This window comes from Thiococcus pfennigii (assembly GCF_016583835.1).
GTDB classification, from domain to species: Bacteria; Pseudomonadota; Gammaproteobacteria; order Chromatiales; family Chromatiaceae; genus Thiococcus; species Thiococcus pfennigii.
Map to the genome: position 1 here is coordinate 24,786 of NZ_NRRW01000037.1, position 12,124 is coordinate 36,909.

The window sequence follows — 12,124 nt, forward strand, 5'->3', positions numbered from 1 at the left end:
AAGACATGGCCGCGCCTCGCCCAAGCGACACGACGCCAGGGCGCGGCGGCCGCTCAGCGCGGCATCCGCTCGGCGACGTTGAAGCCGCCGAGGGCCTCGCCCTCCTCGCCGAGCGGCTCGACCCGCCGGTAGACCAGCCAGCGCCCGTCGAGAAGTCGCCAGGTCGTCAGCGACTCGGCATAGACGGCCGCCTGATAGAACTCCTCGTCATCGTCCGAGCGCAGCTCCGTCAGGCGGTAGTCGCAGGCGCAGAAGCAGGGGTCGCCGGCCTCGTCGTAGCCGAGGATGCGCGATGCCGCCACCTCGTACTCCTCGAACACCCGAAAGCGCTGCGGCACGACCACCTGGTGGCGCCACTCGGGTGTGAGCTGCGACCACCAGGGCGGCCGATCGCCACCGTCGAGGGCGGGCGGCGGCCCGGACGTACGATGGGAGAGGCATTGCGAAGGCGGCATGAGAGGGGCTCCTGTGGTGACGAAGTCATCGTGACGGCGTGGTGCCGCGGCCGGGGCATCGCGCTGCTCGCTCGTGCGGGCCACGACAACCGACCGCCACCCTGTCGCGATGGCGACAAGGGGACACCGGCCACACGGCAAGGCCCGGCCGATGCGCCCAGCCGGCCGGGCTCGGCAAGGTCATGCGCGCGGGCTGGGCACGAGGCGCTAAGCATATAATTCATAAGGCCAAATTTCGGCCGCAGCAGATACGCCCGGCACATCCGGTCGCGCACCGCCCCAGGGCCATGCCAGACACCGAAGGGAGGAGCGGGGGTGCGGCCGGTGGAGCACCCCGTTCGTATCAAACCCTTAGCAATAACCCCGCCATTTGTCGGGGTCGGCCACAGGACGACCGCCACCGCCGGGACGACCAGGCCCGGGACGCGGGAATTCGTCAGCGCACCCCGCCGAGGATCGACCGTGAACCGGGCAGACCATCTCGACCAAGGCCGGAGCACGGGTCTGCCCCGATGCGGCCGCCGGTCGGGGTTTTCGTTCGGGTTCCGCGCGGGTAACCTCCCGATTCGGCGGCTTGCCGGCCGCGGAGCATGGTCGGGCGATCGCCCTTCGCGCCATTGAGAGGATTGATGGATATCGACGCGCTGAATGCCGAGCATCGGCTCCAGGGCAGCTTGCGCCTGGGCGAAGGCCGCGGCGGGCTCCCTGTGATCGAGATCGACAACGGCTGGGCCAGCGCCAGGATCTCGCTGCACGGCGGCCAGGTGCTCGCGTACCGCCCGGCCGCCACCGGCAGCGATCTATTGTTCGAGAGCACCCGCGCCTGGTTCGAGTCGGGCCGTGCCACCAAGGCGGGTATCCCGATCTGCTGGCCCTGGTTCGGGCGCGACCCTCAGGGGCGGCCGATCCACGGCTTCGTCGGCGAGCGGCGCTGGACCCTGCTCGGGACCGCCAACCTGCCGAGCGGTGCCACGCGGGTGCGACTGGGGATCTCGGACGACGCCGAGACCCGAGCCATCTGGCCGCATCGCTTCGATCTCGCGGTCGAGGCCACGGTCGGGGAGACGCTGTCGGTCGAGCTGATCGCCCGCAATACCGGAAGCCAGCCGTACCGCGTGACCCAGGGGCTGCACAGCTATTTCCGCGTCGGGGATGTCCGTCGCACCCGACTCCTCGGTCTGGAGGGCTGCCGGTACATCGACAAGTCGGTCGGCGGGGACGATGCGATTCGCGTCCAGGCGGGGCCGGTCCTGGTCGATCGCGAGGTGAATCGCATCTACGAGCGGGTGCCGCCGGATCTGGCGCTGGAAGACCCGACGCTCGGGCGGCGGATTCGGATCGCGAGCCGGCACAGCTCGACTTGCGTGGTCTGGAACCCCTGGATCGAGACGGCGCGCGCGATGGAAGACCTCGGCGATCTGGATTATCTGGATTTTCTGTGCGTCGAGACGGTGAACGCCGCGAGCGAGGTCATCGAGATTCCAAGCGGCGGCGAGGTCCGGCTGGCCGCCGAGATGGCCGTGGAGCCGCTATGAGTGCGGGCGTCGCCCGCGACCCTCTCCCCCTCCCCCGCAAGCCCTGGCCGCCTCCTCGTGCAAGCCTGCGGAATCCCCGAGGCCGCGCACGCCGCGCCCTGCAACCCTCGCGTGGATAGGCGCCCGCTCGAGGGCGATGTGCGCGAACCGATCGCCTGCAAGCGGGCCCCTACGGCGCTCGGATCCTGAGGTGACGCGACGGAGCGGTCTCGTCCTTTCAATGTCCCCGCAAGCGCCCCTCGATCCCGCCCACCGGCTCGCAGTCGATATGCAATTCTCGATCGCGGCGGATCAGTGGGGTGTAGATCAGGGCACGGAGGACATCGCTCCGCTCCCAGATTTCCTCGTCACCCAACACGGCAACATAGTCCCCACCGATCTCATACGGATCCCAGAAGATCACCTGATAGGAACCGGGCTGGGTGACCTCCTGCCTGGAGACCTGACCGCGGAAATAGTACTTGCCGCCGAACGGCTCGTAGAAGACCTCCCGCGGTTCGCCGGGGAGCGGACCGGGGACGACGACGGCACCCTCGCCCTCGGGGATCTCGACGACCTCGGGCAACGGGTGGTCGGGCGGCGGCAGCCCAGGCCCCACGAGTGCGAACCACGGGATGAAGTCCTCATAGCCGACGCAGGCCGGGACGATCGCCTCGATGTAGATCTCGGCCGGCTCGGCGAGATCGAAATGGTAGAAGTCCACGTCCAACGCCGGTTCGTCGTCACGGTACGCCAGCCACGAGTAGACGGCGATCGACTGTTCGACCTCGCCACGCACCTCGAACGGCCGTTCCTGCGTCCAATCGCGGTGCTCGAAATAGGGCACATGGGCCAGCACCGGACCGGCGAGACCGGCGATCAGCGCGGCCCCGCCGACCGCGCGGGCGGCAGTTCGAGATGGTAGAGACCTGTTGCGCGACATCGGAAGACCCTCCTCGATCACCTTGACAACCCCGTCCACCCAGTGGTCGACCCCGATCCGTCAAGCACAGCGGGCACCGAGGTCGAATCGGAACTCGCCGGTTTCAATGCCCATCAGGCGGCAGCCAAAGGGCGGATTCGGCCAAGTGCTCGAGCGTCAATTCGTCGAACAGGTCACGGCGCTCGTCATTGACCATGGCCCCGGCTTGCTCGATCACGACGAGCCGCGCCGCCGGATTCAGTGCCTGGAAGGCGTCCGCCTCGGTGAGCGGCGTAAAGGCGTTCTCGCCCCCCCAAATCAGCAGGATCGGCCGCTCGCAGGCGGCCACCTCGTCGCGGACATCGAGCCCGAGGTTGCCGGTCAAGAAGGCCGCAGCACCGTAAAGCGATTCCGCCACACGCGTGTACCGCCAATAGTCGTAGCGGGTGGGCAGGTCGCAGAACGAAGGGTCGACATAGAGGGAGCTGCGACAGAAGCCGGATATCGATGGCCAGGAGCCAAGCAAGTCGTAAAGGGCCTGGCCCCACTGACTCGCGACGAATCGCTCCCAGACCTGCGCGCTTGCCGGAGTGGACTCCGTTGTGAAGCTCTCGACGCCGACCGGCGCATTGAGGACCAAGGCCGTGACCAGATCCGGGCGGGCCGCGGCCGCCGCGATCGCGTAGGTACCGCCGAGTGAATGGCCAATCAGGGCCGCTGGCTCAGCGACCACCTCGTCGAGAAAGGCCGCGACCAGATCGGCATAGAAGGGGCCTGTGAATAGGCGCTCGGGTCCGATCGAGCGACCCCAGCCGGTCAAGTCCAGCGAATAGACGCGATGGCCAGCGCCGACGAGCGCACCGATCTGGTACTTGGTCTGCTCGGACGAAGCCCCGGCGCCGATGCCGTGGACTTGGACGACGGGCGTACCGACACCGTCGACGCGATAGGCGACGGACTCCCCGTCGTAACGCCATGCTCGCCAGTCGCCGCTGTAGGCGGTCGTCGATACCAGCAGGGTCGCTAGCCAGACCATCGATCTGAACAGTGTCTGCATCGTTTGGCTCCAGAGGGGGCGATCGGCGCCGCGCAGGTACGCACATCCACGGGCTGCGAGCGCGACCAATGTCGCGCGGACCAGATGATGGGGGCGCTTCAGGCTGGATTGAAGGCGGTCGCAACGAGGCCCCGCAATGGGCGCGGCCGTCCCATCGTGGACGCTGGGTGCGCAGGGGACGGCTCGGGACGGTGAGACACCAGCAGACCCGGCGGCGGTGCGAAACGCAGCCCCCTGGACATCCTGTCGAGGGACCTCGAAGAACTGCCCGGATGACAACGCTCAGAGCTCCCCTGAAGACACGGCCGGCAACGCCTCCCCGCGCACCTCAACATGTCGCAATCCCCCCTTGCTGGGGTTGGCAGCAGGACGATCGCAGAGGGCGGGACGATCAGGCGCGCGGGCGTCCCCGACGTCGGAAAAGGGGCGTTCGGCGCCAGGTGGATGCGCAGCAGGGAACGATCCGGCAGGCGGCAGATCAGCGCCCGCCGGCCGCCCAGCTCGACGGCCCGGACGACCTCGACCGTCAACGCCTGATCGCCCGGCCCGTCGGCGGCGAAGCGCGAACCATCGGGCCGGATTGCGGCGCAAAGGGCGCCGCGATACGGCCGAACTGACGCGCGAGGACATCCCCGGCCCGATCTTCAAACTGGCCGACGTGCTCATCCAGATGGAGCGCGAGCGGGTCACGGAGATTCGCTTTCTGCCGGATGCCTGCGAGGAGGGCGCATCATGACGGGCGAGTTGGCCACGAGAGCATCCGGGCTTCAAGAAGCGGCCGACGACGCGGCGGAGCTGTCGGCGCAGGCGAAGACTGGCGGCTTAGTTGTCCGCCATCAGCGTCGGGACATCGCGGTCCCCGTGCACGACGCGTACGATCTCGATACCGTCGGTGATTTGACGGTACAGGATGAGATACCGCCGGACCGGAGAATAGCGAAGCTCCGGCGCAATGTCGGACCTTGCCGGGCCAAGGCCGGGCTGATCGGCAAGCAGCAGGAGCTTTTCCTCGATGTCATCAAGCACGCGGTCGGCGGCGCGCACATCGTCATGGGCGATGTAAAGCCAGATATCGATCAGGTCTTCCTCGGCCTGCGCCGTCCGCTTGATGGTCGGCATGATCCGTCACGCGCCTGTTGTCCCAGTGTCTTGCGCCGCAACGAACCGCCGTCGCGCCTCGGCCTTGACCTCCGCCATATCCGCATGGCGCCCCGGCCCACTTGCCAGACCCGCGTCCCAGAGACGCCGCAGCTCCTGGACTTCTTTCCCCTCCAGCGCGCGGCGGCGCTTCCACTCTCGCAGCGCTTCGCGCACGACCTCGCTGGTCGACGCATACTCGCCGCTCTCGACGGCCTCGCGCACGACCGCCAGCATTTCCGACGTCAGCGCAACACTGACCTTTTCGACGTGTGCCATGACAAGAGTCCTCCGAACTCGATAGTAGTAAAGATTCCCACCATGGAGCAAGAAGCGCCCTCCGATGCAGCGCCGTTTTCCCGGAGCCACCGAAGTTACGCGTTAGCCCCGCCGTATGCCGACGTCGGCAGCAGGACGATCGCAGAGGGCGGGACGACCAGGCGCGCGGGCGTCCCCGACGTCGGAAATGGGGCGTTCGGCGCCAGGTGGATGCGCAGCAGGGACCGATCCGGCAGGCGGCAGATCAGCGCCCGCCGGCCGCCCAGCTCGACGGCCCGGACGACCTCGACCGTCAACGCCTGATCGCCCGGCCCGTCGGCGGCCGGATCCTCGCCGAAGCGCGGCCCGTCCGGCAGGATCGCGACGGCCTCCGGGCGCCGCGGCGCAAACGGCGCCGCGATCCGCAGGCGACCCCAGGCACCGCCCACGGCGACGCCGTCCCAGTCGGCGACCGGCAGGAGATTCTGCCAGCCGAGGACCCGCGCGACCTCGGCGTCGCCAGGGTCGGCGAAGACGGCGGCGGTCTCGCCGAAGCGGCGCAGGCGCCCGGCGACGACGACACCGACGCGGTCGGCGACCAGGCGCACGTCTTCGAGATCATGGGTGACCAGCACGACCGGGAGGCCGACCTCGGCGACCGTCTCGCGCAGCAGCAGCCGCAGTGTCTGGCGCAGCGCGGCATCGACGGCCGAGAAGGGCTCGTCGAGAAGCAGGACGCCGGGGTCGGCCGCCAGCGCCCGGGCCAGCGCGACCCGCTGGCGCTGGCCGCCCGAGAGCGCATCGGGCCGCCGCCCGGCCAGTTCGCGCAGGTGCAGCCGCTCGAGCCAGGCGCCGATGCGGGCCGCGCGGTCCGGCCCGCGCGGCAGCCCATAGCCGATATTGCCGGCGACGCTGAGGTGCGGAAAGAGCGCATAGTCCTGGAACAGGAGCCCGACGCGGCGGTGGCGCGGCGCGAGATCGATCCGCCGGGCGCTGTCGAACCAGACCCGCTCGCCGAGGCGGATGACGCCCTGTTGCGGCGTCTCCAGGCCGGCCAGCAGGCGCAGCAGCGTGGTCTTGCCACAGCCCGACGGGCCAACCAGGGCCGTGATGCCGGCGGCCGGGACCGTCAGCGCCATCGCCAGCGAGAAGGCCGGACGGCGAAAGCGCAGCGCGACGCTCAAATCGGCCATCACAGCCGCCCGACCCGCCGCAAGAGCAGGAACAGGCCGAGCGAGAGGCCGCCGAGCAGGGTCGAGAGGCGCGCCGCGCAGTCGAAGTCGCCGTCGAGGACCTGGTTGTAGATGGCCAGCGACAGGGTCTCGGTCGAGCCGATGATGTTGCCGCCGAGCATCAGCGTGATGCCGACCTCGCCGAACGAGCGGCCGACCCCGAGGGTCAGGCCGGCGACGATGCTGCCGCGCACGACCGGGATCACGACCCGGACCAGCGTCTCGAGCGGCCCCTTGCCGAGGGTGTAGGAGGCCTCGACCAACTCCCGAGCACTGCCTTCGATCGCCGCCTGGATCGGCTTGACGACGAGCGGCAGGCCGGCGATGAAGGCCGCCAGCACCAGCGCCGGGAATGAGAAGACCAGGTCCCAACCGAAGGCCTGCTGCAGCGGCGCGCCGAGCGGGCCGTGGCGGCCGAAGACGAGCAGCAGGAAGAAACCGATCGCGATCGGCGGAAAGACCAGCGGCAGCGAGACCAGCGCATCGAGCAGGCCGCGCAGCGGCACCGGCCGGCTCAGCAGGTAGCCGAGCCCGATGCCGACCGGCAGGAACAGTGCGAGTACGACGCCGGCGACCTGGAGGCTCAACCACAGGGCCGCCGGCGAGCAGTCGAAGGCGGCGATCACTCAGAGCCCGTGCTTGGAGAAGATCGCCCGCGCCGGCGGGCTCGCGAGATAGTCGGCGAAGGCCTGCGCGGCAGCCGAGGTCGGCCGGTCCTTCGGAAAGCCGAGCGCGATGACCGGCGGGTCGTAGAGCGCAGCCGGGATCTCGTCGAAGCCGGCGATCTTCTCGGCGATGCCGAGCGCGTCGGTGATGTTGATGAAGCCGGCATCGACGGTGCCGGCGATCAGGTAGGCCGAGACCTGCGGCACGGTCGCGAGCGTCAGGAGCCGATCCTCGACCTGCGGCAGCAGGCCGCTGCGGGTCAGGAACTGGGTCGCCGCGATACCGTAGATGGCCTTCTTCGGGTCGGGCAGCGCGATGCGCTCGGCCGCCGGATCGGCAAGCGCCTGGTAGCCGGCGAGCCGGCGCCCGGCGTAGGCCAAGACCAGGCGGCCGGTGCCGAGCGGCTCGAAGCGCTCGAACAGGCCGCTCTTGGCGAGGAAGCCCTGCTCGCCGACGGCCAGGTCGACGCGGCCGCTGTGGCGGACCTGCGCCAGCACCTGCTGCATGTTGCCGAAAGCGCCGTCGACGGCGATCCCGGACGCCTCGGTGAAGGCCGCCGACACCTCGGTCAGCGGCTTCTTGTAACCGGCCCCGGCGGCGACCAGCAGCGCATCGCCCGAGGCCGAGAACGACGCCAGCAGGACCAGCAACGACAGGATGATTCTCATGACGCGACTCCGAAGGATGGCCGGTCCGAAGCCGGCAGGGACGGGACGCCCGCCGGCCCCGCACCCCGGGAGGGCTCGGGTGCGCGGGGCCTGCGCTATATCCCGGCGAATATAACGCAAGGCGGCGCGGATCAGCTCCCCGCCAGGACCTCCGCGAGCTGTCCGTCGCTCGGCTCGACGCCGAGGAAACGCTGGTAGAAGGCCCGCGTCTCGGCCTCGCGGTCCCAGGGGAAGCGCTCCGGATAGAATCGGTTGGCGAGCCACTGGATCGCCAGCGCGCGCATGAAGGACGGCGGCCGGCCCATCCAGTTGAACGGCGTGGTCGGCACCTGATAGAAGCGCCCCTCGCGCACCGCCCGCAGGTCGGCCCAGGCCGGGTCCTGCTGGATCGCGGCGTAGAATTTCGGGCTCTGGATGAGGATCAGGTCCGGATCCAGGGCCCGAACCTGCTCCAGCGTCACGTTTTCCAGGCCGCAGAGGGCCTTCTGCTCGCAGACCAGGACGTTCTCGCCGCCGGCCAGCGCGATCGCCTCGGCGTGGAAGGCCCCCGCGCACTCGGAGATGAGCCCGTTCGGCCCCTCGGCGAAGTAGACGCGCGGGCGCTCGCCCGGCGGCACATCGGCGACGGCCGCGGCGACCTCGGCGAGGGCCGCCTCGATGTAGGTGCCGAGCTCGGCGGCGCGGGCCTCGCGGCCGATCGCGCGCCCGACCAGCGCGAGCGCCGCCGGGTAGTCGGCGAGGCGCTCGACGCGCACGAAGAGCCCTGGGATCCCCAGGTCGGCGAATGTCTTCTCGACGGCCGCGGCGTCGACGAAGCGGTTGTCCCAGGCGATGCCGAGCTGGGGCGCGGCGGCGAGGACCGCCTCGCGCTGCGGCAGCGAGCCATCGCCGAGGTAGCGGCCGATGACCGGCAGATCGCGCACGAGCGGCGAGAAATAGGGCGCATCCGGCGCCTTGACCGCGAAGTTCATCGCCGTCAGGCGGGACGGATCCAGCGCATAGACGAGCGGCGTGGTCGGCGGGGCCGTCGTGAGGACCTTATCGACCTGATCGGGCACCTCGACGGTACGGCCCTTCATGTCGACGAGCTCGCGCGCCTGGGCCGAGGCGGCCAGCACCAGGAGGCCGCCGAGGAGCGTCCCCAGAAGACCCGGGTGGATCTTGCGACGAAATCGTTGTGCAATCGGCATCTCTGTCATTCCAATGGGTGTTTCAGGGATCGGGATCAGAAGTCGAGCGTGACCTTGGCGACGACGGTGAAGGGCGCGCCCGGGTAGTAGTTGAAGCCACCCGTGTCCTCGACGTAGCTCGCGTTCACGTAGGCGATGTACGCCTTGTCGAGCAGGTTGATGAAGCTCAGCGTCGCGGTCAGGTCGCCGAGCGGGGAGCGCTCCTCGTAGGTCAGATCGAGATCGACCGTGGCGTAGCCCGGGACCCGCTCGGTGCGCTGCGAGTCGGCGTAGGTCTCGCCGACGTAGCGGGCGGTCGGCGCGACGCCGAAGCGACCCAGGTGCCAGCGCCCACCGAGGCTGGCGAGCCACTTCGGGGTGCCCGGCAGCTGTTCGCCCTCGACCTCGAGGGTCGCCCCGCCGGCGGTGACCAGGTCGTCGTCGAAGACGGAGCGGTCCCAGGAGACCGAGGCGAAGAGGTCGAGGTCACGGCGCGCCGCCCAGGCGCCGGCGAGCTGCACGCCGTAGGCGTGGCTCTCGGCGACGTTCTGCGAATAGGCGAGCTTGACGACCGGGTCCCAGTAGGCGACCCCCTTGTCCTTGTACTTGGCGTAGTAGATGGTCGGCGCCAGGTAGCCGCGCGGAAAGGTCAGGCGCAGCCCCAGGTCGACGGCGTCGCCCGTCTCTGGCTTGATCCCGTTCCAGATGTCGTCGGCCGTGACCCCGGCGGCCTTGAACTTGGCGAAGTTCGATTGGAAGGTCGGCCAGATGCTGTAGGCCGGCGCGCCGTAGTTGCGCCCGAGGCTCAGCCTGAGCTCGGCGGCCGGCGCCAGCGCGTAGGACAGGCCCAGATAGGGCAGCAGCTTGTAGAAGGTCGTACCGTCGGTGCTGCGCTCGGGGACGACGGCGCTCGCCTGCTCGAGGGCCGTCTCGTAGGAGACGTCGCCGATGCCGGTCGTATCGTAGGCCTTGAAGCCGGAGAGTTGCTCGATCACGTAGCGGGCGCCGCCTTGCACGCGCAGCTTGCCGAACGCGTGAGTCGCCAACGCGTAGAAGCTCTCGAAGGCGTGCCGGTCGGTCGGTTCGGCCAGCAGCGACCAGTTGGAGAACACCAGGCCGCCCGACGCGGTCGTGTCATAGAGCTTCCAGGCCGTCGGCGGGCCGGGCGGCTCCATCGTGTTGACCCAGTAGCCGAGCTTGACGTCGGTCGTGCGGATCCGGGTCTCGACCTCGGCGTTGACGCCGTACCAGTCGTGGTCGATGAGCCACTGGCGGACCTTGCCGTTCTTCATCCCCGAGTAGTACGAGCCCTCCTCGTTGACGTAGAAGGGCTTGACGGTGAGGGTGGTGGCGGCGCCGAGCCGGGTCTGAAGCTCGCCGATGATCGCCCAGTCGATGAACGCCTGGCGGTTGTAGTCGTAGTAGTTGACCGCCTCCGACGGCGTCGGACTGGAACGCTTCGCATAGTCGTAGTCACGGAAGTCCGAGAGGTTGCGTGCCTGCTCGTAGTCGAGCGGTCGATAGGCGTGCTGGCTCATGTCGTTGTAGCTGAAGTAGAGCTTCGCCTCGGTGTCGTTGCCGAACGAGGCGGCGATCCCGCCCTCGAAGTTCTCCCGCCCGTCGAGCGCCTTGCCCGGGCCGCGCCACTTGTCGGCATCCGTGTAGGAGGCCGAGGCGAAGAAGCTCAGGTCGCCGGCGAGCTGCCCGGAATCGAGCCGCAGGAAGCTGCGCCGGAAGTCGAACGAGCCGAAGCTCTGCGTGAACTGCCCGCCGCGCTCGGCCTCGGGCCAGCGCAGCCGGCTGTCGAGCACGCCCGTGGTGGTGAAGAAGGCCAGGCGGTCCGGGGGGATCGGGCCCTGGGTCAGCGAGACCTGCGATATGTTCTCCATGTCGAATAGCCACTGGTAGCCGGGCCCCGGATTGATGCCGGTCAGCGGCAGCCCTTCGATGCTGCCCATGCCGCCGTGGCTCGCGATCTCGCCGCGGATCCGCAGGCCCTTGTTGCCGCCCTGGATGTTGGCCGCTCCGTAGGGGTCCGGATCGGCGACCAGGACCGACGGCACCTCTTCGAGGACGCGATAGGGGTTGACCCGACCCGGCGCGCCGAGCCACTCGATGGCCTCGGCATCGAGTTGGTAGCTGGTCGAGGCCGTCGTGGGGTCGGTCGTGATCGGCGCCCTCCCCGGCTTGTCGGTCTCCCCATAGACGGTGACCGTATCCAGCGTGTAGGGGTCGCTGGTCGTGTCGGCCGTGGCCAGGCCCTGGACCGCCGCGAGGACGGCGGCCGACAGGAGCGGGCGAGGCAAAGGTCGTTTCATTGCGGTGTTTCCTTCTTCGATAACTGACGAACAGCCACTTCAAGAACCGGTCGATGGCCCCGCTTTCGCCTGGCCACGGCACACGCGAGCGCCGCGATGGTCGCCCGCAAGCGGGCTCCTACGGACCGGAGGTGACCAGACCTCAGGCTCTGGTGAACGGGGCGAGCCGCGGCGCTGCACGGATCGGCCATGCGCCATGGTCAGTCCCGTAGCTGGAAGCGCACCGGGATCAGGACCCAGGCGGCGCTGGCGTGGCCGCCGTGCCGCGCCGGCGTGAACCGCCAGCGGCGCACGGCCCGGAGCGCCGCCTCGTCGAGGCTCGTGACGCCGGACGAGCCAGCGATCTGCACGTCGGCGGCACGCCCTTCGGCCGTGACCAGCACGCGCAGCCGCACCGTCCCCTGATGGCCGAGCCGGCGCGCCTCGCGCGGGTAGGCCGGTGCTGGGTTGTTCAGATAGGCGACCGGCAGACGCCCGTTGTCGGCCTGGTCTTGGCGGGTCGCGGCCCGTGGCGACTCGCGGCCGCTCGCCGTGGCAGCCGGCCTCGCAGGACGGGCGATCGCCGCCGGCACGGGCGGCGTCGACCGCGGCTTGGCCACCGGCCGCTGCGCTCGCGGCGGGACCGGTTTCGGCGGCGGCTCGACGACCGGTTCCGGTTCTGGCGTTGGTTCCGGCTGCGGCTCTGGGACCGGCGCCTCCGGCTGCGGTGGCGGCGGAGGGGGCTCGGA

General features: G+C 69.6%; 14 protein-coding genes. 2 read left to right on the top strand and 12 right to left on the bottom strand.

Annotation, left to right across the window (positions count from 1 at the left end):
* Positions 1-53: 53 nt before the first annotated feature.
* A complete protein-coding gene (locus CKO41_RS12360; RefSeq protein WP_200250944.1) occupies positions 54-455 on the bottom strand; it encodes a hypothetical protein in 402 nt (133 codons plus the stop codon).
* A gap of 629 nt (positions 456-1,084) precedes the next feature.
* On the opposite strand from CKO41_RS12360, the gene CKO41_RS12365 reads away from it, so the two are divergent.
* On the top strand, positions 1,085-1,990 hold the full coding sequence (locus CKO41_RS12365; RefSeq protein WP_200382485.1) for a D-hexose-6-phosphate mutarotase: 906 nt from the start codon (positions 1,085-1,087) through the stop codon (positions 1,988-1,990).
* 217 nt (positions 1,991-2,207) lie between these two features.
* Here CKO41_RS12365 and CKO41_RS12370 read toward each other — a convergent pair whose 3' ends face one another.
* From CKO41_RS12370 to CKO41_RS18700, 3 genes are all read right to left on the bottom strand, one after another.
* Complete coding sequence (locus CKO41_RS12370) at positions 2,208-2,912, bottom strand: hypothetical protein (RefSeq protein WP_200250948.1); 705 nt, start codon at positions 2,910-2,912, stop codon at positions 2,208-2,210.
* Positions 2,913-3,015: 103 nt separating this feature from the next.
* Complete coding sequence (locus CKO41_RS12375; RefSeq protein WP_200250950.1) at positions 3,016-3,948, bottom strand: alpha/beta fold hydrolase; 933 nt, start codon at positions 3,946-3,948, stop codon at positions 3,016-3,018.
* Between the two features lie 98 nt (positions 3,949-4,046).
* Positions 4,047-4,478, bottom strand: a complete 432-nt coding sequence (locus CKO41_RS18700; RefSeq protein WP_242464299.1) for a hypothetical protein — start codon at positions 4,476-4,478, stop codon at positions 4,047-4,049.
* 50 nt (positions 4,479-4,528) lie between these two features.
* On the opposite strand from CKO41_RS18700, the gene CKO41_RS12385 reads away from it, so the two are divergent.
* Positions 4,529-4,684: a hypothetical protein gene (locus CKO41_RS12385; RefSeq protein WP_200250952.1), complete on the top strand. Its 156-nt coding sequence runs from the start codon at positions 4,529-4,531 to the stop codon at positions 4,682-4,684.
* 86 nt (positions 4,685-4,770) lie between these two features.
* On the opposite strand, the gene CKO41_RS12390 is transcribed toward CKO41_RS12385, so the two are convergent.
* The 8 genes from CKO41_RS12390 to CKO41_RS12425 all read right to left on the bottom strand — a co-directional run.
* The gene (locus CKO41_RS12390) at positions 4,771-5,067 is read right to left on the bottom strand and encodes a type II toxin-antitoxin system RelE/ParE family toxin (RefSeq protein ID WP_200250955.1); all 297 of its coding nucleotides are present in this window, start codon (positions 5,065-5,067) and stop codon (positions 4,771-4,773) included.
* Between the two features lie 6 nt (positions 5,068-5,073).
* Positions 5,074-5,364 carry a type II toxin-antitoxin system ParD family antitoxin gene (locus CKO41_RS12395; RefSeq protein WP_200250956.1) on the bottom strand — a complete coding sequence of 97 codons (291 nt, stop codon included), beginning with the start codon at positions 5,362-5,364 and terminating at the stop codon, positions 5,074-5,076.
* A gap of 95 nt (positions 5,365-5,459) precedes the next feature.
* Positions 5,460-6,536, bottom strand: coding sequence for a sulfate/molybdate ABC transporter ATP-binding protein (locus CKO41_RS12400; protein ID WP_200382486.1), 1,077 nt, complete (start codon positions 6,534-6,536; stop codon positions 5,460-5,462).
* Positions 6,536-7,201, bottom strand: coding sequence for an ABC transporter permease subunit (locus CKO41_RS12405; protein WP_200382487.1), 666 nt, complete (start codon positions 7,199-7,201; stop codon positions 6,536-6,538). Before CKO41_RS12405 ends, CKO41_RS12400 begins: the two co-directional genes overlap by 1 nt.
* Entirely contained in the window at positions 7,202-7,909 is a 708-nt protein-coding gene (gene modA, locus CKO41_RS12410; protein WP_200382488.1) for a molybdate ABC transporter substrate-binding protein, read from the bottom strand.
* A gap of 131 nt (positions 7,910-8,040) precedes the next feature.
* Entirely contained in the window at positions 8,041-9,099 is a 1,059-nt protein-coding gene (locus tag CKO41_RS12415) for an ABC transporter substrate-binding protein (protein ID WP_200382490.1), read from the bottom strand.
* A gap of 35 nt (positions 9,100-9,134) precedes the next feature.
* Positions 9,135-11,396: a TonB-dependent receptor gene (locus tag CKO41_RS12420; RefSeq protein WP_200382492.1), complete on the bottom strand. Its 2,262-nt coding sequence runs from the start codon at positions 11,394-11,396 to the stop codon at positions 9,135-9,137.
* A gap of 200 nt (positions 11,397-11,596) precedes the next feature.
* Positions 11,597-12,124 (bottom strand): energy transducer TonB (locus tag CKO41_RS12425; RefSeq protein ID WP_207144014.1); only part of this gene is annotated, 528 nt, incomplete at its 5' end.

Bases quoted from the DNA above. Each gene is read 5' to 3' on its own strand.
- CKO41_RS12360 (WP_200250944.1), bottom strand. From the start codon at position 455: ATGCCGCCTTCGCAATGCCTCTCCCATCGTACGTCCGGGCCGCCGCCC.
- CKO41_RS12365 (WP_200382485.1), top strand. From the start codon at position 1,085: ATGGATATCGACGCGCTGAATGCCGAGCATCGGCTCCAGGGCAGCTTG.
- CKO41_RS12370 (WP_200250948.1), bottom strand. From the start codon at position 2,912: ATGTCGCGCAACAGGTCTCTACCATCTCGAACTGCCGCCCGCGCGGTC.
- CKO41_RS12375 (WP_200250950.1), bottom strand. From the start codon at position 3,948: ATGCAGACACTGTTCAGATCGATGGTCTGGCTAGCGACCCTGCTGGTA.
- CKO41_RS12390 (WP_200250955.1), bottom strand. From the start codon at position 5,067: ATGCCGACCATCAAGCGGACGGCGCAGGCCGAGGAAGACCTGATCGAT.
- CKO41_RS12395 (WP_200250956.1), bottom strand. From the start codon at position 5,364: ATGGCACACGTCGAAAAGGTCAGTGTTGCGCTGACGTCGGAAATGCTG.
- CKO41_RS12400 (WP_200382486.1), bottom strand. From the start codon at position 6,536: ATGGCCGATTTGAGCGTCGCGCTGCGCTTTCGCCGTCCGGCCTTCTCG.
- modA (WP_200382488.1), bottom strand. From the start codon at position 7,909: ATGAGAATCATCCTGTCGTTGCTGGTCCTGCTGGCGTCGTTCTCGGCC.
- CKO41_RS12415 (WP_200382490.1), bottom strand. From the start codon at position 9,099: ATGCCGATTGCACAACGATTTCGTCGCAAGATCCACCCGGGTCTTCTG.
- CKO41_RS12420 (WP_200382492.1), bottom strand. From the start codon at position 11,396: ATGAAACGACCTTTGCCTCGCCCGCTCCTGTCGGCCGCCGTCCTCGCG.